This is a genomic window from Planctomonas sp. JC2975, from assembly GCF_012985205.1.
GTDB lineage: Bacteria > Actinomycetota > Actinomycetes > Actinomycetales > Microbacteriaceae > Humibacter.
Window position 1 is genome coordinate 426875 of record NZ_JABEKS010000001.1, and the last position, 22670, is coordinate 449544.

Annotated in this window: 21 protein-coding genes; 12 read left to right on the forward strand and 9 right to left on the reverse strand. The window is 66.0% G+C overall.

The window, feature by feature from the left end; translation table 11 throughout:
- Positions 1 to 38: 38 nt before the first annotated feature.
- The 5 genes from HII28_RS01985 to HII28_RS02005 all read right to left on the reverse strand — a co-directional run bounded on the left by HII28_RS01985 (position 39) and on the right by HII28_RS02005 (position 6014).
- Positions 39 to 779, reverse strand: a complete 741-nt coding sequence (locus HII28_RS01985; protein WP_170023879.1) for a glutamine amidotransferase — start codon at positions 777 to 779, stop codon at positions 39 to 41.
- Positions 776 to 2065 carry a MurT ligase domain-containing protein gene (locus HII28_RS01990; protein ID WP_170023880.1) on the reverse strand — a complete coding sequence of 430 codons (1290 nt, stop codon included), beginning with the start codon at positions 2063 to 2065 and terminating at the stop codon, positions 776 to 778. Before HII28_RS01990 ends, HII28_RS01985 begins: the two co-directional genes overlap by 4 nt.
- Before the next feature lie 8 nt (positions 2066 to 2073).
- Positions 2074 to 3447 (reverse strand): RNA polymerase sigma factor, encoded by a 1374-nt coding sequence (locus tag HII28_RS01995; protein ID WP_170023881.1) that lies wholly within the window; start codon positions 3445 to 3447, stop codon positions 2074 to 2076.
- Between the two features lie 219 nt (positions 3448 to 3666).
- A complete protein-coding gene (locus tag HII28_RS02000) occupies positions 3667 to 4980 on the reverse strand; it encodes an MFS transporter (protein ID WP_170023882.1) in 1314 nt (437 codons plus the stop codon).
- Positions 4981 to 5087: 107 nt separating this feature from the next.
- On the reverse strand, positions 5088 to 6014 hold the full coding sequence (locus tag HII28_RS02005; RefSeq protein ID WP_170023883.1) for a PAC2 family protein: 927 nt from the start codon (positions 6012 to 6014) through the stop codon (positions 5088 to 5090).
- 88 nt (positions 6015 to 6102) lie between these two features.
- Between HII28_RS02005 and HII28_RS02010 the strand changes: the two genes are divergently transcribed.
- The 3 genes from HII28_RS02010 to HII28_RS02020 all read left to right on the forward strand — a co-directional run bounded on the left by HII28_RS02010 (position 6103) and on the right by HII28_RS02020 (position 10741).
- Positions 6103 to 7578 carry a leucyl aminopeptidase gene (locus HII28_RS02010; RefSeq protein WP_170023884.1) on the forward strand — a complete coding sequence of 492 codons (1476 nt, stop codon included), beginning with the start codon at positions 6103 to 6105 and terminating at the stop codon, positions 7576 to 7578.
- Between the two features lie 107 nt (positions 7579 to 7685).
- Entirely contained in the window at positions 7686 to 9059 is a 1374-nt protein-coding gene (lpdA, locus tag HII28_RS02015) for a dihydrolipoyl dehydrogenase (RefSeq protein ID WP_170023885.1), read from the forward strand.
- A gap of 68 nt (positions 9060 to 9127) precedes the next feature.
- Positions 9128 to 10741 (forward strand): 2-oxo acid dehydrogenase subunit E2, encoded by a 1614-nt coding sequence (locus tag HII28_RS02020; RefSeq protein WP_170023886.1) that lies wholly within the window; start codon positions 9128 to 9130, stop codon positions 10739 to 10741.
- A gap of 32 nt (positions 10742 to 10773) precedes the next feature.
- Here HII28_RS02020 and HII28_RS02025 read toward each other — a convergent pair whose 3' ends face one another.
- The gene (locus tag HII28_RS02025; RefSeq protein ID WP_170023887.1) at positions 10774 to 12303 is read right to left on the reverse strand and encodes a protein kinase; all 1530 of its coding nucleotides are present in this window, start codon (positions 12301 to 12303) and stop codon (positions 10774 to 10776) included.
- A gap of 111 nt (positions 12304 to 12414) precedes the next feature.
- Here HII28_RS02025 and lipB point away from each other — a divergent pair, with 111 nt between their 5' ends.
- From lipB to HII28_RS02040, 3 genes are all read left to right on the forward strand, one after another.
- A complete protein-coding gene (gene lipB, locus HII28_RS02030) occupies positions 12415 to 13050 on the forward strand; it encodes a lipoyl(octanoyl) transferase LipB (RefSeq protein WP_170023888.1) in 636 nt (211 codons plus the stop codon).
- Positions 13047 to 14033 (forward strand): lipoyl synthase, encoded by a 987-nt coding sequence (lipA, locus tag HII28_RS02035; protein WP_170023889.1) that lies wholly within the window; start codon positions 13047 to 13049, stop codon positions 14031 to 14033. Before lipB ends, lipA begins: the two co-directional genes overlap by 4 nt.
- A 65-nt stretch (positions 14034 to 14098) precedes the next feature.
- On the forward strand, positions 14099 to 14800 hold the full coding sequence (locus HII28_RS02040) for a DUF4191 domain-containing protein (protein ID WP_170023890.1): 702 nt from the start codon (positions 14099 to 14101) through the stop codon (positions 14798 to 14800).
- A gap of 65 nt (positions 14801 to 14865) precedes the next feature.
- On the opposite strand, the gene HII28_RS02045 is transcribed toward HII28_RS02040, so the two are convergent.
- Positions 14866 to 15291 carry an RDD family protein gene (locus HII28_RS02045; protein ID WP_170023891.1) on the reverse strand — a complete coding sequence of 142 codons (426 nt, stop codon included), beginning with the start codon at positions 15289 to 15291 and terminating at the stop codon, positions 14866 to 14868.
- Positions 15292 to 15512: 221 nt separating this feature from the next.
- Here HII28_RS02045 and glnA point away from each other — a divergent pair, with 221 nt between their 5' ends.
- Positions 15513 to 16937 carry a type I glutamate--ammonia ligase gene (gene glnA, locus HII28_RS02050; protein ID WP_170023892.1) on the forward strand — a complete coding sequence of 475 codons (1425 nt, stop codon included), beginning with the start codon at positions 15513 to 15515 and terminating at the stop codon, positions 16935 to 16937.
- A gap of 5 nt (positions 16938 to 16942) precedes the next feature.
- Here the strand turns inward: glnA and HII28_RS02055 are convergent, their stop codons facing one another.
- Positions 16943 to 18019, reverse strand: a complete 1077-nt coding sequence (locus HII28_RS02055; protein WP_170023893.1) for a site-specific integrase — start codon at positions 18017 to 18019, stop codon at positions 16943 to 16945.
- Between the two features lie 3 nt (positions 18020 to 18022).
- Positions 18023 to 18616 carry a helix-turn-helix transcriptional regulator gene (locus HII28_RS02060; RefSeq protein WP_170023894.1) on the reverse strand — a complete coding sequence of 198 codons (594 nt, stop codon included), beginning with the start codon at positions 18614 to 18616 and terminating at the stop codon, positions 18023 to 18025.
- 282 nt (positions 18617 to 18898) lie between these two features.
- Here HII28_RS02060 and HII28_RS02070 point away from each other — a divergent pair, with 282 nt between their 5' ends.
- From HII28_RS02070 to HII28_RS02090, 5 genes are all read left to right on the forward strand, one after another.
- Positions 18899 to 19156 carry a hypothetical protein gene (locus HII28_RS02070; RefSeq protein ID WP_170023896.1) on the forward strand — a complete coding sequence of 86 codons (258 nt, stop codon included), beginning with the start codon at positions 18899 to 18901 and terminating at the stop codon, positions 19154 to 19156.
- Positions 19157 to 19159: 3 nt separating this feature from the next.
- On the forward strand, positions 19160 to 19741 hold the full coding sequence (locus tag HII28_RS02075) for a hypothetical protein (RefSeq protein WP_170023897.1): 582 nt from the start codon (positions 19160 to 19162) through the stop codon (positions 19739 to 19741).
- Positions 19741 to 20313 (forward strand): hypothetical protein, encoded by a 573-nt coding sequence (locus HII28_RS02080; protein WP_170023898.1) that lies wholly within the window; start codon positions 19741 to 19743, stop codon positions 20311 to 20313. Before HII28_RS02075 ends, HII28_RS02080 begins: the two co-directional genes overlap by 1 nt.
- A gap of 107 nt (positions 20314 to 20420) precedes the next feature.
- Positions 20421 to 21374: a hypothetical protein gene (locus HII28_RS02085; protein ID WP_170023899.1), complete on the forward strand. Its 954-nt coding sequence runs from the start codon at positions 20421 to 20423 to the stop codon at positions 21372 to 21374.
- Positions 21364 to 22569: a replicative DNA helicase gene (locus HII28_RS02090; RefSeq protein ID WP_170023900.1), complete on the forward strand. Its 1206-nt coding sequence runs from the start codon at positions 21364 to 21366 to the stop codon at positions 22567 to 22569. The genes HII28_RS02085 and HII28_RS02090 overlap by 11 nt, the downstream gene beginning before the upstream one ends.
- Positions 22570 to 22670 lie beyond the last annotated feature (101 nt).

Consider the following 22670-nt stretch of genomic DNA (forward strand, 5'->3'; position numbering starts at 1 on the left):
TCGGCACACCCCAGTCGCTGCAGAACGGATCGCTCCGCTCACTGGATGGTCGTGAACACCGACGATACGTGCGTGCGCATGCGTTCCGTGGAGCGCGCGGCGAATCGGTCGAACTCCGCGAGAGAGGAGTCCGGCGTGTACTCCAGCCCGGCGTGCGCGGCGGCAGCCGCGGCGAGCCGATCTGCGAGGCCGGGATTCAGCGGCAGCAACGGCCCCTGCAGAAGGGTGCCCGTAAGCGTCTCAGTGCGGATGCCGTCGGGCCGGGTCACCGAGCCCGTCACATCGCGGACGATGGTCGCGAACGGGGTCTCCACCCCAGACAACTCCGTCGCCTGGTCCTCGAATCCGATGACCTGACCGTGCACGGTGTCCGCGATCGCGTATCCGACGCGGCGCTTGCGGCCGCGGTGCGCCGTCGCCGACACGATCCCGAGGCCGTCGAGAGTGCCGGTCGGATCTTCGATCCGTGCGCAGAGCAGTTCCAGGCCGGCGCCGACGGCGAAGAATGGCACGCGCCCAGCCCAGTCCGCGAACGTCGAGCGGTGGATCACGGCATCGGGAAGCACGCGGCGCAGAGCGGACAGCGGGCCGTTGCCGATCACGACGAGATCGGGTTCGGGTCTGAGCTGGCCACCAGGACGGTAATGGTCGATGGTGACGGGAATGCCCGAGCGGGTCAGTCGCGTGCGCAGCACGTCGACGTTTCCCGCGTCACCGGTGACGCCGAGCTCGTCGGGGTACAGCTGAAGGATCCGCACTCCGGCGGTGGCGTCCGTCACAGGCGGGTCTCCAGGTCGGGGAATCCGAGGTGCTTGCGGGCGAGCATCATCTGCTCGTAGTTCACGAACCACAGCTTGCGGTCGTCGCGCGGGGCGGGGAGGCGACGCATGATCTCGATCGCCTTCTCCAGATCAGGCTCGACGGCGGTGATCGGCACGCCGGCGTAGACGAGTCGCAGCGCGACCTGCCAGGCCTTCTCACCCGTGACGACGTCGACGTGGTCGAGCGAGTCGAAGTTCACGTCGTAGATCCACGAGATGTCCGGAGTTCCCTCGTCGAGGGCGAACATCACCTGCTCGGGCGGCGTGGTCAGCGAGTCGAGGTTCAGCTGGAGGCTGGGGCCGTTCTTGAACATGATGAACTCGACCGACTCGTCGCCGAACGGGATCACCTCGCCGCGACCGTAAGCCGGCCGCATGTTCGAGAACGCGTCGACCACCTTCGACGGGTCGAAGTCGGCAGCCATCACCAGCTTCGCGGTGGCGGATGCCGCTGCGGCATCGATCGCATAGTGCAGTCCGCGCGCGGGCAGCTCGACGCTCAGTACCTCGCCTGCCGAGCCGGATCCGCTCACGGCGATGGTCGCCTCACGCCCCGCGAACGAACGCACCTCTGACAGCGCGGACGGACGGGATGCGTTCTCTCCGTCGCGGAAGTCGGGCGCGTTCAACAGGCCGTGCTTGCTCGCGGCGAGCACCGCATCCGACACTCCGAAGTACGAGACGGCCGGCACGGATCTCGATCCGAGGCGCTCCTTCACACGGCTGAGCAGCGGGTCCTCGCGGTTCGTCACGATGTGCGCCGTAGCCAGGACGGAGGCATCCAGCATCATGTCGGCCACGCGCTCGGTCTCATAGAACCGGTAGAGCTGGTCGACCTGGCAGTTCAGCATCAGCACGGTGCGCGGGCTGAGCAGCTTCGCCAGGTCGACGGCGAAGGCCTCGTCGACCTCCAGCACTGCGACGTCGGCGGGCAGTTTGCCGGACAGCGTCACCTCCGAGAGCATCGCCGAGGCGATGCCCTGCGGGAGGTTGGCGCCACTCGGATTCGTGAACACACGCAGGCCGTGTGCGCGCAGCAGCTCCGACACCATGTGCGTCGTGGTCGACTTGCCGTTCGAGCCGAGAACGAACACGACTCCGTGGCTCCACTGCGCTGAGACGTCCTCGATGAACCGAGGCCAGACCTTGCGCACGAGATAGCCGGGGAAGGCCGACCCTCCCCCTCTGAGCCGTGTGGCGAACCGCGCGAGGCGGCCGAGCAGGATCGCGAAGAAACGCCGCACGCGCCGGCCTACTCGAGGTAGTCGCGGAGCGACTGCGAGCGGGACGGATGACGCAGCTTGGCCATCGTCTTGGACTCGATCTGGCGGATGCGCTCCCGGGTGACCCCGAACGTGTCGCCGATCTGGTCGAGCGTCTTGGGCATGCCGTCACCGAGCCCGAAGCGCATGCGGATCACACCAGCCTCGCGCTCGGACAGGGAGTCGAGCAGGCTCTCCAGCTGCTTCTGCAGCATCGTGAAGCCCACCGCGTCGGCCGGAACGACCGCCTCGGTGTCCTCGATCAGGTCGCCGAATTCGCTGTCGCCGTCCTCGCCGAGAGGCGTGTGCAGCGAGATCGGCTCGCGGCCGTACTTCTGCACCTCGATGACCTTCTCAGGGGTCATGTCGAGCTCCTTGGAGAGCTCCTCAGGCGTGGGTTCGCGACCCAGATCCTGCAGCATCTGCCGCTGCACGCGGGCCAGCTTGTTGATGACCTCGACCATGTGCACCGGGATGCGGATGGTGCGCGCCTGGTCGGCCATCGCACGTGTGATGGCCTGGCGGATCCACCACGTGGCGTAGGTGGAGAACTTGAAGCCCTTCGTGTAGTCGAACTTCTCGACGGCACGGATCAGGCCCAGGTTGCCTTCCTGGATGAGATCGAGGAACTGCATGCCGCGACCGGTGTACCGCTTGGCGAGGGAGACAACGAGGCGCAGGTTGGCGCCGAGGAGGTGGCTCTTCGCGCGCTGGCCGTCGCGGGCGACCCAGCCGAGGTCGCGTCCCAACTGGGACCGCTTCTCCTGGTCGGTCATGGCGCCGAGCTTCTCCTCGGCGAACAGTCCGGCCTCGATGCGCATAGCGAGCTCGACCTCTTCAGCCGCGTTCAGCAGCGGGACCTTTCCGATCTGCTTCAGGTAGTCCTTGACCGGATCCGCCGTCGCGCCCGTGATCTGCGTCGAGTAGACGGGGACGTCGTCCTCTTCGTCGACTGCACGGAGAACGATGGCGCCGGTGGGCAGCGGTTCGCTGGGCTGCGCCGCGTCGCTGTCGGAGTCGTCAGTCGACTTCGTGGTGGTCGTGTCGCCTGCGTCGGACGAATCGTCACCGGACTCGGTGTCCTCTGACGCGTCGACAGCCTCGAGGTCGCCCGATTCGGCGTCCTCGAGCTCTTCCTCGTCGAGCTCTTCCTCGTCGTCCGACTTCGTCGGAGATGCCTTGCGGGATGCCTTGGCCGGCGAAGCCTTCGAGCTCGCCTTCGCCTTGCTCGCAGCCGGCTTGGCGGCCGTCTTCGCGGTCGACTTCGCTGCTGTCGTCTTCGACGCGGCGCGTGCCGGCGCCTTCTTCGCGGCAGCGGTCGTGGGCTCCTCTACGGTGGGGGCGTCAGCCGTTTTGGTTGCCATGGAGTTCACCTTCCAGCCTCCCGATTCACACGCGCAGCGGTGAGGATCGCGGGGGTTCGGGTCGCTTGCGGACACTATGAGGACCCATGTCAAGTCCGGAAGCTGGTAGCGCGGCCCGGGATGGCCACTGGCCGATCCGCGAACGCCGTACTGTTCCGAAGGTGAACGGGTCCAATCATCGATTATTGCACGGTTCGGACGCCGGCCACGCAGTGCCGCTCAATGGCGGCTCCGGTTCCACCGTGCAACTACTGCAACCCAGAGCGGACCCACTTCTATTCCCTCGTCGTCGAGAAGGCGCTTGCGGGTCCGCTTGCGTGCGCCGACGAGGAAGATCACTCCGACACCAACGACCAGGTATTGCACGGTGAACGCGATCTTGAACCCGTCGACCGTGTAGAGGCCGGTGGATGCCAGATGGCTGTGCCAGTCGAGCAGAACGCCCATCAGGTAGATCATCAGGAAGCTCGCAGCGAATCCTCCGACATTGACGAAACCGTTCGCGGATCCGAGCGCGTGCATCGGGTTCGATGTGCGCGCGAAGTCGAATCCGATCAACGAGCCGGGACCTCCCGCTCCGATCACCACGAGCAGGAGCACGACGAGCCACACCGGCGGCGATCCCGGCCAGAGGAGCATCAACGTCCAGACGACGGCCATCGCGATCACGATCGTGAGCACGATGTTGCTCCTGCGCAGGGGGAACCGTGCCGTGAGGATGCCGAGCAGGGGCCCGACCACCAGCGCGGCGCCGACGATGATCGTCAGCATCCAGGACGCCTCAGTCGGGCTGTAGCCCAGCGCGAACACCATGAACGGGAATCCCCACATCAAGGCGAACATGGTGCCGGAGGACTGCGTGACGAAGTGGGACCAGAACCCCAGCTGGGTGCCGGGGCGCACGATTGCGATGCCGAGCTGACGGAACGACTGACGCCAGGTCGCGGGCCGCTCCCCCTCGTCCGAGCCTTCTGGACCGTTGCGCACCGCCACCAGGATCGCGACGAAGGCGACGATGGCGACGCCGGCCGCCGAGAGGAACGCCACGGTCCATCCCGACTGGTGCAGCAGAAGCGCGAACGGCACGGCCGAGAGCACCTGGCCGAGCTGGCCGATGTTGCCAACCCACTGCGACAGCTGAGGCACTTGGCGCCCGGAGAACCACGAGTTCACCAAGCGGATGAGCGAGGTGAAGATCATCGCGTCGCCTGCGCCCACCAGGATGCGGCCGAGCACGGCGATGCCGATGACGCTCGAGAACGCGACGGTCGTCTGTCCGACGGCCATCAGCGCCGTGCCGGTCAGCATGAGGGCGCGTGGTCCGACGCGGTCGATGAGCACCCCGACCGGGATCTGCATGCCGGCGTAGACGACAAGCTGGAGCACCGCGAGGGTGGACAGCAGCGAGGCCGTCGAGTGGAAGCGTTCGGTTGCGGACACGCCGGCGACGCCGATGGTCGATCGCTCCATCACGGCGACGAGGTATCCGAACACGCCCGCGGTGAAGATCAGCCACGAACGTACGGAATTCACTCCTCTACGTTACGTGCGGATTCCAGGGGTCCCCGACGCCTCGTCCCCACAGCTTTCGGCGTGCACTCGCCGTCGCGGCACAGAGCCGCCGCCGGATGCGCCTGTGCCTATCGGCCGGACGCGTCCTCGTCGCCCTTGCGGCGATAGGCCAGGAAGTTCTCGAGCTCCGCTGCGATCTCGTCGGCCGACGGCAACGCCCCATCGAGGTGGGTCAGCGGCGACTTCACGGGGCTGTCCTGCATGTATGCATCGTGACGCTGTTCGAGTGCGCCAACGAGGCGTTCGAGCTCCGGATTGCCCGCGACCTGCTCGTCGATGTTCGCGATGAACTCGCGGTCCTCTTCGCGCAGCTTGTCCGTCGGGAAGATCAGACCCGTCACCGTGCTGATGCTCTCGATCGCGGTCACCGCCGCAGCCGGGTACTCGGTGTCTCCCAGGTAATGGGGAACGAGCAGCACGAATCCGATGGTGGAGGCGCCGACCTCCTGCAGGCGGTACTCCACGAGATGCATCGCCGTCGCGGGCGCCTGAGTGGTGGGACGCCACACCGACATCGAGTCGGCGAGGCCGTCGCGGTTGCCGCTCACGGTGACGCCGATCGGCCGTGTGTGCGGCACGGGCATCGGGATGCTGTGCACCCAGATCGTGGACCGCACCTTGAGCAGGGACACCAGGTCGAGAACAGCGGTCGAGAACCGCTCCCACTGGAAGTCGGGCTCGTATCCGGTGAGCAGGAGGAACTGCTGCCCGAGCTCGTCGCGCATCAGATAGAGGCTCAGCTGGGCGGGACGGTAGTCGGTGAGGTGGTCCTGATCGAACGTGATGATCGGACGCCGCGCGCGGTAGTCGAGCAGCGCATCCGAGTCGAACCGAACGATCTCCTCGTTGTCCATCGTCTCCAGCAGATACGTGCTCAACTGCGAGACGGCTGCGCCTGCGTCGGCGAATCCGGTCAGACCAGCGACGAGGTACAGGCCGGTCGGCACACCGTCCAGTGCCGACCGAACGTCGTAGAGCTCGCGAGGATCCTGCATGAAAACCATGCTAGCCAGCGGTCCCCGGCGCTCTGGGAGGCTGGAGCAAGCCCTCAGCGAACAGCCCGTGCGCCGTAGCATCCTCGATATGGCTTCTCCCTCTCTTGCCCTCGCCTCCACTCGTCCCGACCCGGCGTCTGGCGACGTCCTCGTTCTCTTCGTGCGCTCAGGAAGCGATGCGCCGACCGTGCTCGGCCGTGATGTCGCGACTGATCTGCTCGCGCAGGTGAAGTCGACGGGAGCTGCTGACCAGGTGATCCGGATGCCCGCCGGCGTCGTCGACGACCTGCCCGTCGTGCTCGCCGGCGTCGGACCGGCCGCCACCACCGCGGCGCTCCGAGCGGCGGCGGGTGCCGCGGCACGCTCGGCAGCAGGAGACGGACGCCTCATCCTCGATCCCAGTGCGGAGACGGATGCGCAGCTCACGGCGGTTCTGGAAGGCGCCGCCATCGGTGCATACGCCTTTCACGGTCGTTCGAAGCGCGGTGGCGATCGAGCCCCTGTCGCCGAAATCGTCGTTATCGGTTCGTCGGACGCCGCCGTGCAACTCGTCGACCGCGCACGAGTGCTTGCGGACGCCGTCTTCCTCACGCGCGATCTCGCGAACACCCCGCCGTCGGAGCAGGGACCGCAGGACCTCGCGGAAGCGGCCGTCGCCGCGGCCGCCGACCTCCCCATTGCGGTGACGGTCTGGGACGAAGAGGCGCTGGCGGCCGATGGATTCGGCGGAATACTGGGCGTCGGCAGCGGATCCGCTCGCCCGCCGAGGCTGGTCCGCCTGGACTACGCGCCTGCCGAAGCCGGTGCTCATGTCGCGCTCGTCGGCAAGGGCATCACGTTCGACTCCGGCGGCCTCTCGCTCAAGCCGCCGGTGTCGATGGTCGGCATGAAATACGACATGGTGGGTGCGGCATCCGTTCTCGCGGCCGTCGTGGCCATCGCCCGTCTGGGCCTTCCCGTGCACGTCACCGGATGGATGTGCATCGCCGAGAACCTGCCCTCCGGTTCCGCCATCCGTCCGAACGACGTGCTCACGATCAAGGGCGGCACACGCGTCGAGGTCCTGAACACCGACGCGGAGGGACGGCTCGTGCTGGCTGACGGGCTGCAGGCGGCGTCGGACGAGCATCCGGACGTCGTGATCGACATCGCGACGCTCACCGGAGCCCAGATCGTCGCACTGGGCACGAGGTATTCAGCCGTCATGGGCGACGACGAGGTGGTGACCCGCATCAGGGACGCCGCCGCACGCGCCGACGAGCTCGTCTGGCCGATGCCGCTGCCTGCGGAGCTGCGCGCCACACTGGCATCCGAGGTCGCCGACCTCACGAACGCCACGCCGGGCAACACGGCGGGAGGGATGCTTTTGGCCGGCGTCTTTCTGCGCGAGTTCGTGGGCAAGGCATCCGACGACGCTGGCGCAGGAACCGTGCCGTGGGCGCACTTGGACATCGCCGGATCCGCACAGAACTTCGGATCACCGCACGGCTACACGCCGAAGGGGGCGACCGGAGTTCTGGTGCGAACGCTGGTCGCCGTGGCCGAGGACTTCATAGCCCAGTAGTAGGGTCGTATGGGCAGGAATCGCCTGCCGACTGACGGCCGCCTGCAGCCGAAGACCGATCGCTCGCAGACGGTGACGTCCACCATCCCGACCCGAGGAGTGAATGGGTGTCTGAGCAGAACTTCGACATCGTGGTTCTGGGCGGCGGGAGCGGAGGCTACGCAGCGGCATTGCGCGCAAGCGAGCTCGGCTTCTCTGTTGCCCTTATCGAGAAGGACAAGGTCGGAGGGACCTGCCTGCATCGCGGATGCATCCCGACGAAGGCGCTCCTGCATGCAGCCGAAGTCGCCGACTACTCGCGCGAATCGTCGAAGTTCGGCGTGACCACCTCGTTCGAGGGCATCGACATCGCCGGAGTCACCACGTATCGCGAAGGCATCGTCGCGAAGAAGTACAAGGGCCTTCAGGGCCTGGTCAAGGCACGCGGCATCACAACCGTCGAGGGCGAGGGCCGTCTCGTCGCGCCGAAGACCGTGCGGGTGGGCGACGTCGACTACGTCGGCAAGAACATCGTGCTCGCGACCGGCTCGTACTCGCGTTCGCTGCCAGGGCTGGAGATCGGCGGCCGCGTCATAACCAGCGAGCAGGCTCTCGAGCTCGATTTCGTTCCGAAGAAGGTCGCCGTCCTCGGCGGCGGTGTCATCGGCGTCGAGTTCGCCAGTGTGTGGAAGTCGTTCGGCGCCGAGGTCACCATCATCGAGGCGCTCCCCCATCTCGTTCCCAACGAGGACGAGTCGATCAGCAAGTCCCTCGAGCGCGCTTTCCGTCGCCGCGGGATCGACTTCCGCCTCGGCATCCGCTTCCAGGGCGTGACGCAGAACGACGACGGCGTCGTTGTGACGCTGGAGAACGGTGACACCGTCGACGCCGAGCTGCTGCTCGTCGCGGTCGGCCGCGGACCCGTCACGGCCGGGCTCGGATACGAGGAAGCCGGCGTCACCGTCGACCGCGGATTCGTGATCACCGATGAGCGCCTCCACACCAGCGTGGAGGGCGTCTACGCCGTCGGCGACATCGTGCCCGGACTGCAGCTCGCGCACCGCGGATTCCAGCAGGGCATCTTCGTCGCGGAGGAGATCGCCGGCCTGTCGCCAATCGTCGTGTCGGATGTGAACATCCCCAAGGTCACGTACTGCGACCCGGAGGTCGCGTCGATCGGACTGAGCCAGGCGAAGGCCGAGGCGGAATACGGCGCAGAGAACGTGACGTCGTACGACTACAGCCTCGCAGGCAACGGCAAGAGCGAGATCATCGGCACCACGGGTTCGATCAAGGTCGTGCGCGTCAACGACGGACCGGTCGTCGGCATCCACATGATCGGTGCACGTGTCGGAGAGCTCATCGGAGAGGCGCAGCTCGCCGTGAACTGGGAGGCGTACCCCGAGGACATCGCGCCGTTCATCCACGCGCACCCCACCCAGAACGAGGCTCTCGGCGAGGCGTTCCTCTACCTCGCAGGCAAGCCGCTGCATGCGCTGTGACCACGGCGCCGGGCCGGGCACTGCAATAAGCTTTCGTATCGAATCGCATTCTTAAAGGAGACATAGTCATGAGCGAATCCGTCAGCCTCCCGGCACTCGGCGAGAGTGTCACGGAAGGCACGGTAACCCGCTGGCTGAAGCAGGTGGGCGACCGCGTCGAGGTCGACGAGCCGCTGCTCGAGGTATCGACCGACAAGGTGGACACGGAGATCCCGTCGCCTGTCGCCGGTGTCATCGAGCAGATCCTCGTGCAGGAGGACGAGACCGTCGAGGTCGGAACTCCGCTCGTGACGATCGGTGACGGCTCGGGCGCTGGTGCCGAGGCACCTGCCGCCGAGCCGCAGGCGGAAGCCGAGGCGCCCGCAGCTCCGGCCGAGCAGGCCGCCCCTGCGACTCAGGAAGCCCCTGCCGCCCAGGAAGCCCCTGCGTCCCAGGAGGCAGCGCCGGCGCAGCCGGTCGCTGCGGCTGAGCCCGCGCAGGCGCAGGTTTCACCGGCGGCCGAGGTTCCGTCCGCCGCCGCAGAGACTCCGGAGCAGGCGCCCGCGCCGGCTCAGGTGGAGCAGCCGCCTGCTGCGCCGGCTCCTGCTGCGCCGGCTCCTGCTGCGCCGGCTCAGGTGGAGCAGCCGCCTGCTGCGCCGGCTCCTGCTGCGCCGGCTCCTGCTGCGACCGCTCCTGCTGCGCCGGCTCCTGTTGCTTCGGCTCCGGCTGCCCCGGCCCCCGTTGCTTCGGCTCCTGCTGCCCCTGCCCCGGCGCCCGCAGCCCAGGCGCCTGCTGCTTCCGGATCCCATGCGGGATCCGGCTACGTCACCCCGATCGTGCGCAAGCTCGCGAACGAGCAGGGCGTTGATCTCGCGGCCGTCACCGGCACGGGCGTCGGCGGGCGGATCCGCAAGCAGGACGTGCTGAGCGCGGGCACTGCGGCTCCTGCGGCAGTGGCTCCGGCCAGCACGAAGCTCGAGACGTCCCCACTGCGTGGAACCGTGCAGCCGATGTCCCGACTCCGCAAGGTCGTCGCCGACCGCGCCGTCGTGTCGCTGCAGAACTCCGCTCAGCTGACGACCGTCGTCGAGGTGGACGTCACCAAGGTGGCAGGGCTGCGCACCCGTGTGAAGGGCGAGTTCGAGAAGGCGGCCGGAACGAAGCTGTCGTTCCTTCCGTTCTTCACGCTGGCTGCCGCCGAGGCGCTGAAGGCGTACCCGGTGATCAACGCGACGGTCGACGGCGACAACATCGTCTATCCGGATCACGAGAACATCTCGATCGCCGTCGACACCGAACGCGGATTGCTGACCCCTGTGGTGCGGGACGCGAGCGGCCTGACGATCGCCCAGCTGTCGCAGCAGATCTCCGACCTCGCTCAGCGCACCCGTGACAACAAGCTGAAGCCGGATGAGCTCGCCGGAGGCACGTTCACCGTCACGAACACGGGATCCCGTGGCGCGCTGTTCGACACTCCCCTGGTGTTCCTCCCACAGGTCGCCATCCTCGGCACGGGCATCGTGACGAAGAAGCCCGTCGTCGTCCAGGCGGACGGCACGGACTCGATCGCCATCCGCTCGACCGTGTACCTCGCGCTTTCTTATGACCACCGCATCGTGGACGGGGCGGATGCCGCTCGGTTTCTCGTCGCGGTCAAGAACCGCCTCGAGGAAGCCGCGTTCGACAACGACCTCGGAATCTGACTCCGATCGCGTAACCCGCGCCATCAACGACGTCAGTCTTCGAAGAATGCACGAAGACGCCAGCCGGCTTCGGTCCTGATCACCAGGAGCGAAGCCGGCTTCGTCGTCTCCGCATCATCGGGCGCGACGGCGATGACGGATGTGGCTCCCATCGACTCGATCAGTGACAGCCGCGCCTCGGTCGGCGTGTCCGTTGGCCGGCCACCTCGAGCCATGAGTGCGATGTCCGCCTCGAGCAAGGGCGAGCCCTCCTGATCGACGTCGGCGAGACATCCGGATTCCGAGCGAGCGAAGCACGTGGACCGGCGCTTCAGGAGCGCGGCTGCAGCTTTCACGGGGTCGTCATCCGGCGAGGATTCGCGGGACGCCGATGCCGGCGGAGTGGACGTCGACGGCGAACCGGTGCGGGCAGACGTCGTCCCAGCGGATGTCCGTGCCGACGGCGTCGGCGCAGCGCGCGAGTCGGCCGTGCCTGCGGGCGCCATCGTCGGTGCGGACGTCTGTGCGTTGCCGGCCGGAGGCCCGGGCATGGCGAAGAGTGCGAGCGCTGTCAGCGCGGCAGCCGCACCGATCCCCACGACCACCGCCCGCCTTCGACCGTGCAGCAGACGGCGCAGCGGATCCGAGAGCACGGCGCCGATCCCCTGCTCCATCGCGGCGGCGACGAGATGCGATCCGTGTCGCCAAGCGGCCGATTCCCGGCCTTCAGCGCTCGTCGGCGCCGTGCTCTGGCGTCGTCGATCGACGCCGGGCACGACGGTTCGGTCGCCGGCCTCTGCGCTGCGGGCCCGGCCGGTGCTGACGGGTCCGGCTGGACCCAGCGCGAAGAGTGCCTCCTCGGCGTTCGCGATCGCCGTCCTCTCGCCGCTGTCCGCGGCCATCAGCGCTCGCAGTCCGCCCCGAACGTTCGCGATCGCCGCGTCGGTTGCTCCTTCGGACCCCACGACGACGGACTCGATGACGGTCGCAGCGGCCCCCCAGTCGGCCGACATCCGCTGGCCGGTGGAGCGGAGTGCTCCGCCGAATCCGATCAGAACGGGACACCCTGCCGCATCGAACAGGATGTTCGTCGCCGTCACCGCACCGTGCGTCCAGCCCGAGCGATGGACCGCGGCGACCGCTCGAACGATGGACACCCCGATCGTGACCGCTTCCGCCACGTCGATGAAGTCCCTGTCGCGCAGCCAGGACGCCAGGGAAGGGCCGTCGAGCCGTTCCAGTACGACGCACGACGGATGGTCGGCACCCACCGCGACATCCAGGATGCGCACCACATGCGGATCGTCGAGCGCCGAGAGGCACTCGACCTCGTGACATTCCTCCGCAGAGGCGTCGTCGAGAGCGGAATCGTCGGAGTTCCTGCGCATCTTGACGACGACCTGGCCGTCGTCGCCGGTTGCGAGATAGCAGACGCTGCGCGTGCCGGACCCGAGAGTACGGAGCAGGCGGTATCCGCCGACTTGAGTGCGCACTGTCGCCGGGGCCGATGCATCGCCAGCTGCAGGATGCGGATCGCGCCGCCGTGCGTGCCGCTGCGTGCGCGGTTGGGTGCGTCGTGACATGGACAGCAGGATTCCTGGTCCACCGGGCCGGATGCCCGTCAGGACCTCACTCTGTGCACCCAGGGCGCTGGTGGAACATGAGGACGACGAGACCCACGTAGACTTGCCGCCGTGATCGACTACGTCGACACGGGGCTAAGCGCCAACTCCGTGCCGTATCTCGTCGCCCTCGACCAGCAACGCGCTGTGCACGCTGCTGTCGTCGACGGGCGGGCGCCCGACACCGTCCTCCTCCTCGAGCACGAGTCCGTGTACACAGCGGGCAAGCGCACCGAACCCGACGAACGGCCTGCCGACGGCACGCCGGTGATCGATGTCGACCGTGGAGGCAAGATCACCTGGCACGGGCCGGGGCAGCTCGTGGGGTACCCGATACTCCGCCTGCCTGAACCCATCGACGTGGTCGGCTACGTGCGCCGTCTGGAGGGCATGTTGATCGACGTGCTCGCCGACCTGGGCGTCGACAGCCACCGGGTCGAGGGCCGCAGCGGTGTCTGGGTGTCGCAGGAGGGGCCGGACGCGAAGATCGCGGCCATCGGCATCCGCGTCGCCTCCGGTGTCACGATGCACGGGTTCGCGCTGAACTGCAGCAACGACCTCGCGCCCTATGACCGCATCGTCGCCTGCGGGATCCGCGACGCCGGTGTGACGACGATCTCCAGGGAGCTCGGCCGGACAGTAACTCCTCAGGATGCCGCGCCCGTCGTGCGGGCGCACTTCGACGCTGTGATCGGCGTCGTCGCATGACGGCCGCACCTGAGGGGCGCAGGATGCTGCGCCTCGAGGCACGCAACGCCGAGACGCCGATCGAGCGCAAGCCCGAGTGGATCAAGACGCGTGCTCGGATGGGTCCGGAATACACGCAGCTGCAGAACCTCGTGAAGTCCGAGCAACTCCACACGGTCTGCCAGGAGGCGGGCTGCCCCAACATCTACGAGTGCTGGGAGGACCGCGAGGCCACGTTTCTTATCGGCGGCAGCCAGTGCACCCGACGGTGCGACTTCTGCCAGATCGACACGGGGAGGCCTGCTGACTTCGACGCTGACGAGCCTCGGCGCGTCGGTGAGAGCGTCGCCACGATGGGCCTGCGCTACGCGACGGTCACGGGAGTCGCGCGCGACGACCTGCCTGACGAGGGCGCGTGGCTCTACGCGGAGACGATCAGGGAGATCCACCGCCAGGCACCGGGAACGGGTGTGGAGATCCTCGTTCCGGACTTCAGCGGACGGCCGGAGCACCTCGGGCAGGTGTTCGACGCGGCACCCGAGGTGTTCGCACACAACGTGGAGACCGTGCCGCGACTTTTCAAGCGCATCCGTCCCGCGTTCCGCTACGAGCGATCGCTCGACGTGATCACCCAGGGTCGCGACGCGGGAATGATCACGAAGTCGAACCTCATCCTTGGCATGGGCGAGGAGCGGCACGAGGTGAGCGAGGCGCTGGTGCATCTGCGGGACGCGGGGACCGACATCCTCACCATCACGCAATACCTGCGTCCGAGTCCACGGCACCTCCCGGTGGCACGGTGGGTGCGGCCGGAGGAGTTCGTCGAGTTCAAGGAGGAGGCCGAGGCACTCGGATTCCTCGGTGTGCTCGCCGGTCCCCTTGTGCGGTCGTCGTATCGCGCCGGGCGTCTGTGGGCTCAGTCGATGGCGGCGAAGGGCCGCGAGATCCCGGCTGCGATGCAAGCGTTGGCGGATGCCTCGCTCGGCTTCGCGCAGGCAGTCTGACGCGTCCGTGTCCGAAGCAAGTGCACCCGCATTTTCGCAGGTGTTGACCCGGTATTCTTTTCTCCATGGCACGTAAGGATTCGGCAGCGACGAAGGAACCCGGCCGCATCAAGCAGATGTGGCAGGTGTTCCAGATGACCCGTCGTTACGACGCACGGGCTCCCTGGTACATGCTCGGCACGCTCCTGCTCGGCGCCGTCATCGGCGTGGTGCTGGCACTGACGATCACGGGCGGCAACGTCTTCTCGATCGTGCTGTGGATCCTGGCGGGCGTGCTCGCCGGAGCCCTCGGCGGGATCCTCGTCCTCGGCCGTCGTGCGGAGCGAGCCGCCTATTCGCAGATCGAGGGACAGCCCGGTGCTGTCGGCGCCGTGCTGCGCAGTTCGCTGAAGCGTTCGTGGCGCGGCAGCGAGATGCCGGTGGCAGTGAACGGTCGTACGCGTGATGCCGTGTACCGTGCGGTCGGCCGTGGCGGCATCGTCCTGATCGGCGAGGGGCCGCAGACGCGCACGCGCAAGATGGTCGACGACGAGAAGCGCAAGATCGCGCGCATCGTTCCGAACGTGCCGATCAACGTGTTCTCCGTCGGTCCCGATGCGGATGCCGTTCCCCTGCACAAGCTCGCCGGTCGGATGGCCAAGATCAAGGTCGCGCTGACGAAGCCCGAGGTGCTCGCGGTGGACAACCGGTTGAACTCGCTCGGCACGCAGATGCCGATCCCGAAGGGTGTCGACCCGCTGAAGGTTCGTCCGCAGCGGGCTCGCTGAAGAAATCTGAGCGGATGTGCGGCGGTCGAATCGACCGCCGCACATCCCATTTCGGGCCGGAAGGCTCAGGTGCGGATCAGCACCGTTCCCGCGACCTTGTCGTGGAATCCGCGCTGATCGGAGTCCCACACGATCGCCGGAATGACAACGCACAGCAGAACGGTGCGCACCAGCGGACGCCACAGACCCGCCCACTTGCCGTTCAGCGCGACCAGGCGAAGCCCGACGAGGCGGTGTCCGATGCTCCCCCCGATCGTCGGGATGAAGACGTACTGGAGCAGGGCGAAGATGCCGAGGGTCGCCCAGCTGTCGTAGTGCGCGAATGCGAGGGAGAGCAACGATGCGATCGCCCAGTCGATGACGAGTCCGAGGATGCGTCGCCCGGCTCGTCCAACCGAGCTCGGACCGCTCTCGGGAAGCCCGAGGCGCTCCCCTGGATAGTGACTGGGGGCGAGGTCACCGAAACGGCGCGGCGGCGTGGAGCTGGACACCGGGCGAGTCTATCCGCGCACCACGAGAGACTCCGCCGTTCATGGTCATCGACCATGCGGACGAGTTCGCCGATGCACCTGCTCGAGCGGCATGGATCGGCAGCCTCCACGTAACATCCCGGAAACAATCGCGATACGGTGGGGAAACCGCTGGCACCTAGCCTTGCAGCGGCTGCTCGCGCAGTCCGACCCGCCTCCCGACACTCGCTTGGAGATTCCGCATGTTCAGTGATTCTTCCGAGGTGCTCAAGTTCATCAAGGACACGGACGTCAAGTTCCTCGACATCCGTTTCACCGATCTTCCCGGTGTGCAGCAGCACTTCAACATTCCCGCCTCCACTGTCGATGAGGAGTTCTTCTCCGTCGGGCAGCTTTTCGACGGCTCGTCGATTCGCGGATTCGCGTCGATCCACGAGTCCGACATGCAGCTGATCCCCGACGTGACGACGGCGTACATCGACCCGTTCCGCGCCGAGCGCACGCTGATCATGGTGTTCGACATCTTCAACCCGCGCAACGGCGAGGTGTACGGCAAGGATCCGCGCCAGGTCGCCAAGAAGGCGGAGAAGTACCTTGCTTCCACCGGTATCGCCGACACCGCGTTCTTCGCCCCAGAGGCCGAGTTCTACATCTTCGACGATGTGCGCTACGAAGTGAAGCAGAACGGCGCCTTCCACATCGTGGACTCCGAAGAGGCGGCCTGGAACTCCGGTCGCACCGAAGAGGGCGGCAACCTGGGCAACAAGACCCCGTACAAGGGCGGCTACTTCCCCGTGTCCCCTGTCGACAAGACGGCGGATCTGCGGGACGACATCTCACTCAAGCTGATCGACGCCGGCCTCGAACTCGAGCGTGCGCACCACGAGGTGGGCACCGGCGGACAGCAGGAGATCAACTACCGCTTCGACACGATGGTGCACGCGGCGGACGACATCCTGAAGTTCAAGTACATCGTCAAGAACACCGCGGAGCAGTGGGGCAAGACCGCCACGTTCATGCCGAAGCCGCTGTTCGGCGACAACGGCTCAGGCATGCACACGCACCAGTCGCTGTGGAACGAAGGCAAGCCGTTGTTCTACGACGAGGCCGGCTACGGAGGTCTGTCGGACCTCGCGCGCTGGTACATCGGCGGCATCCTGAAGCACGCTCCGGCGCTGCTCGCCTTCACGAACCCGACGGTCAACTCCTACCACCGTCTGGTCCCGGGCTTCGAGGCTCCGGTCAACCTGGTGTACTCGGCCGGCAACCGTTCCGCGGCCATCCGCATCCCGATCACGGGTACGAACCCGAAGGCCAAGCGCATCGAGTTCCGCGCCCCCGACGCTTCGGGCAACCCGTACCTCGCGTTCGCTGCTCAGCTGATGGCCGGCATCGACGGCATCCGCAATCGCATCGAGCCGCACGAGCCGGTCGACAAGGACCTCTACGAGCTCCCGCCCGAGGAGGCGAAGTCGATCCCGCAGGTTCCGGGAACGCTCGACGCCGTGCTGGACGCTCTCGAGGCCGACCACGACTTCCTCACCGCAGGCAACGTGTTCACCCCGGAGCTCATCGAGACCTGGATCGATTACAAGCGCGAGAAGGAGATCAAGCCCCTCGCGCAGCGTCCGCACCCGTTCGAGTTCGAGCTCTACTACGGCGTGTAGCTAGATCACTGGGCAGAAGCGGCGCTAGTCCGCACTGAGTCCGCACGAGCAGCGAGAACATCCGCGACCGCTGCTCGTGCGGACTCGTCTTTGTCGGGCCACATGTGGCCGTACGTGTCGAGCGTCGTCTTCGCGGACGCATGCCGAAGCCGCGCCTGCACCGTCTTGATGTCGAGACCTGCCGCGATCAAGAGCGACGCGAAGTAGTGCCGAAGGTCGTGGATCCGGAACCCGTCTGGAAGACCTTCGACGGTCTTGCGAGCACGGATCCAGTGCGTCTCGATCGTGTACGGCGCGATCGGCCGGCCGATCTCGGACACGACGAGCGTGCTACTCCCCCACTCCGCCGGTATCCGATTCAGCATCAGTGCGAGCTCGTGTGGAATCGGGATCGGATTCTTCGACTCCTCCGTCTTGAGCGGCTCGGACGGGTACTGAATCGATGGCGTGATGATGCCGCGCATGAAATCCACGTCGGACACGCGAAGCGCGGCGATCTCAGCCACCCTCAGCCCAGCGAACGCGCCGAGCAGCACGACCGGCCGCAGCCCGTCTGGCATCGCGTCATACAGGGCCCACACCTGCTCGGTCGTCGCAACGTAGGGCCGCTGCTTGCCAGCCGGCGGAGACGTGCGTCGCGATGTCGGTGACTTCACGACGAGACCGTCGTGCACGGCATCCGTGAACAGCTGCGACAGCCTGGCGTGGATTGCGTAGACGTACGACGGCGCACGCCCTTCGCTTTGCAGTTCAGCCATCCACGACCGGATCTCCGATGGTCGGATCGACGAAAGCTTCCGGGCGCCGAACTTCGCCCGAATCAGCTTGATATGCGTGCGCGCCTGCCGGTAGGTCGATGGCCGCTTCGTGGCGTAGCCCTCGAGCCACGCATCGCACCACTCGCCTATCGTCGTTGCCGCTCGTCCTGGACTGATCCATGTCCCAGAGTCGATCTTCGCGAGCTCGGTGCGCTCCCACTCCTGGGCCGCATGCTTCGTGGCAAAGTGCTTCGCATGCTCGCGCCCGTCGGCATCCCTGTACCGGGCGCGCCACTTCCCGTCAGGACGACGCTTGATGCTCATCGCTCACTCGTCGATCTTGAAGTTCGTCAGATCGACACCAAGGTCTTCGAGCTTCTGTGCGACGGACTCCAGTTCCGCCTGCCGCTCGGCGAGAACGTCACCGCGCTCCGGATCCTCCTGCACCTTCTGCGCAAGGCTGTCGACCTCGTCGGTCAAGATGTCATGCTCCTTCAAGAGTCGCAGCATCGTACGGGCGAGGGTGAATGATGCAGCAACCGAGTTCGCTTTCGCCATTGCTGGGTCGGGTCGGTCGCGGTCTCCTCTGAATGGTGATGGCCAATACGTGATCCATTCAGCGAGGGCGCCAGCTCGCAAGTTCGCGACGGTCCCCTTCTGTCGGCCGTCGATTACTCGTACCCATCGCATAGGTTCCTCAACCGGCACCATGAGGACGACCGGCGGAACCTGGAGAGCGTACGCAATCGCCAGGATCTGATCGACCGTGACGTCCTTCTTTGACCCGCGCTCGATATTGGCGATCATCACCCGCGAGAGCTGCCCCCCGAGCGCGTCGCTTAGTTGCTGGGCGCTCATCCCGGCGAGCCTGCGGTATCGGGCCAAGCGTTTTCCAAGGCCATCCGATGGGTTCACACTCATGCGGACATGTTAGCCCCTAGTTGCTTCTGTTCGACAGCGCGTGTTATTGTTTCGCGCGTGAACAACTTGGTGCTCACGCGAACAATGAGGAGATGAGATGTCGAAGGGCAGGTTGCTGTTGGTCCCAGAGATCGCGGAGCGCATCAGACGTTCGGATCAGGCGACGAGGTGGCTTATTCACACAGGCGCGCTCGCGCCCACGGCTGTCGTCGGTGGCCGGCGTGTCATGGCTGAGGATGACCTCGAGGCGTGGATCGACGCTCAGTTCGCCAAGGAGTCCGCGTGAAGGATCCGACAGCTAAGGCAGCAGAACGGAACATCGAGTCTGCGGGCCTGAAGCACGCGCTGATCCTGTCGATGTCGCAAGGCCCGGTACGGATCCGCATCAGCACTGACGTCGCACGGACGTTGTCGAGCTTGCTCGTGATCCGTGCTGACGAAAACCGCGAACCCTTCGCGGTCGCACTCAAAGAAGAAGCGGCCGACCTGTTGCAGCAGGGCGACCGCGAGAAGTCAGAAACCCCCTACAAGGAGAACTAACCCGTGAACACCCTAAACCCGATCGACGCCCAGATGTACACCGAGTGGCGCGAAAGCATCCTCCGCCAACGCGCCGCGATGCCGCCTCTGACCGAGGATGACCCACGCTGGCTCGCCTACGCCGACTTTCCGGCATGGCGCGAGAACGGCTACACCACCGTCGACGAGGTGATTACTCGTCTCAAGAAGATCGAGGGTGCAAGCAGGTTCCGGATCACTAACCGGAGCCATCTCGACCTGATCTTCATGCACACCGCGGAGATCCCCGACCCGCCGCTCCCCCAGCCGTCCTGGGCGATCACCACGGAGACCAGGATGTGCGCGAACGCCCGCCACGTACAAGTCGTGTATGACGGCGAAGTTACCCAGCTCGGCGAGTGGTGCGCGAAGGTGCAGCAAGTCGTAGAGCACGATCTGAAGACCGGACGCATCGCGGAACGCGCCACCGTCGTCCGGTATGGCGAGCAGTACCGCAACGGCGAGATCGGCTGGAACCACACCCTCACCGGCCAAGACGCGGAACGGATCGGTGCGATCTTGCTGAAGACCGTGGCCGCGGCCACGGAGCTTGGGGCAAAGCTCTGATGCCGACCGACACGCCTTACACGCCGCTCGACAGCCTCAAGGAGGTCGTCAATCAGGTGGTCGGCTTGCTCGAGCACATCAGCGACTATCTCAGCGGTAACGACAAACTCGACGATGAGGATGAGACCTTCGAGATCATCGATTCCGCTCGCTATGAGCTGACCATGGCTCTCGCTCGACACGTCGGCGGCATCACATGGGATGAGTACCCGAGGTACACGGAAGGCGCCAGGCGCGCTTCACTCACATTCGACGACGGGACAGCTGTTGTGCAGCCCGTAGAGCTGCGCAAGGGTGTCACCAGTCTGTGGAGGCCGCGTCGCGACGGGACGCTCGACAAGTTTGTGTCGACGATCGTTGGGTCGCTCCAAGGAGTCTCGTCGCCCGAGGACAGAAGAGGTCTGGAAGGCATAGCCGAGGTCTATCTGCAGATGATCCCGACGTCGGACCACGTACATGACGGCTTATACGTGCGCCTGGCCGCGAAGTATGGGGTCCCGGTCGGCCGGATCAGCAACCTTTCCGGCCTCGCTCCGTCCGTCGTCATCACTTTCCTGGAAGCGAGCGACTGAGACGTGATCGGCCAGTACGAGTCAAGGACAGCCGCGACGGAGCAGTCGCGGCTGTCCTTGGGCAGGGGCGAATAGTGGCTAGGGACAGAGCGAACATTCGCGTCGACATGTGGGCAGACGAGGACTGGAGGAACCTCAGCCAAGGAGCTCAACACCTCTATCTGCTGTTGCTGACCCACTCCACATTGAACTATGCAGGCGTCGCCGAATGGCGGCCGCGACGCCTCGCAGCGATGACCGCCGGCAAGACAGCAGACGATATCAAGCACGACGCCGCGGAGCTCGCCGCCGGATTGTTCATTGTGGTCGACGAGGAGACCGAGGAGGTCCTGGTTCGGTCGTTCGTGAAGCATGACGGCCTGATGAAGCAGCCGCGGCTTGTCGTTTCGATGACCCTGGCCTTCGCGTCTGTGGCGTCGTCGCGGATCCGCCAGGTGATCGCGTTCGAGGTGCAGAAGCTCCGTGAGAAGCAGCCCGACTTGCGAGCGTGGGATGTCGCACAGGCCCAAACCGTGCTTGCGTTTTCGGGTAGGTCAGCAGCAGAGTTTGCCCTCGGGTTTGCCCATGGGTTTACCCCAAACGTTGACCAAGACTTAGGGTTGCGCACTACTACAGCTACAGCTACTAAGAACAAATCTTCTTCGTCGGAAGTCGCTGACGCGACTCCGCGACCCGAGGTTTTGGAACTGCTGGATCTCCTCGATGCTGAGATCGAGCGCAACGGAGGCAAGAAGCCTTCACGAACGAAGAAGAACGTCGACGCTGCTCGTCTCCTGCTCGATCGTGATCAGCACACGGTGGAGCAGGTGGCCGCAGCCATTCGGTGGGCTCAGGGTGACGAGTTCTGGCGTTCGAACATATTGTCGATGTCGAAGCTTCGCGAAAAGTACGACCAGTTGCGGCTTGCAGCGAAGCGGAAGCCCGGAGTTCCGACTCCAACGGCCGTCAAGCAACCACCGGCGGTAACTGTGGATGAGTCTCGGCGGCGTCGCGAGGAAGCTGCCGAGCGTGCGCGTCTCGCAACGCCGGACTTCCTGAAGGGTGCCGCTCATGTCGCTTGACCCGGAGCTGCTCCTCATCGGTGGTTGCCTCCTCAACGAGCAGGCGCTCGGCGACGTCACGGTCACAGGAGATGACTTCGAGAATGCGATCTACGCGAACATCTTCGACCGGATCCTCGAGCGCTGGTCGAAGCGGCTCGGCGTCACGCAGGCTCTCCTCGCCGAGGACTTCCCCGATCATTCGGCGACGATCTGGAACTCGACGAACGCGTACACCGACGCAGTGCGAGTCATCGAGAACAACCGGGCGGTGCGCGAACGTGCCACGCGCCGAAAGCTCCGCGAAGCGGCGGCCAGGATCATCGAGTGGTCCAACACGATGCCAGTCGAAGACCTCGTCGACACGGCGCGGCGCGAGGTCGACGACGCCGCATCCATGCGCGACCAACGCGTCACGTCGATGCTCGACGACGCCGAAGACGTGATCAACAGGCACCGTGCTGGTGTGACATTGATGCCGTCCCCGTGGCGCTCGCTGAACGCGGAAATCACAGGATTCGGCGCTGGTCGCGTGTACGTCATCGGTGCTCGGCCGAGCGTGGGGAAGTCCGCGATCGCTTCTCAGATCGCGTACGAACTGGCCGGCCACGGTGCAGTCATCTTCGCGACGATGGAAATGGACCGGGGTGAGGTCTACTCGAGGATTCTCGCCCAGCAGGCTCAGCTCCCCTATGGGCAGACCATTTCAGCCGAGTGGGCGGTCGCTCGGGAGCGAGCGTGGATGGCGAGCTCAAGGCGCGACATACGAGTGCTGGACTCCGGCACTCAGACAGTGGCATCGATTCGCGCGGCTACCCGCTCCGTGATTCGCGAAACGCATGTCGCCGCGGTCATCATCGACTATCTGCACCTGTTGTCCACGCCGCGGTCGGAGAACGAGACAACACGGATCGCGGACATCACGCGCGGGCTGAAGCAATTCGCGATGGACCTGCAAGTGCCGGTGATCGCACTGTCCCAGCTGAACAGACAAGGGGACGGCAGGCCGTCCCTGGCGCACCTTCGCGGGTCAGGCGCGATCGAACAGGACGGCGACGTCGCGATCTTCCTGTACAAGGAGGACGACACGGACGGCAATCCAATCCCAGGCGACCTCCACCTGTATGTGGCGAAAAACCGCCAGGGCCCATCACATCAGGACATCCGGCTCTGGTGGCAGGGCGAGTTCGTTCGGGCAGTGGAGCGTGACTCGTGAACGAGTGGCCGCCCGGCATCCCGGCGGATCCCCGTGACCCAGGCTCACCGACGATCGCCGCCGGCGCACGGGCCTGGGGACCGGGAGAAGCAACCGCAACG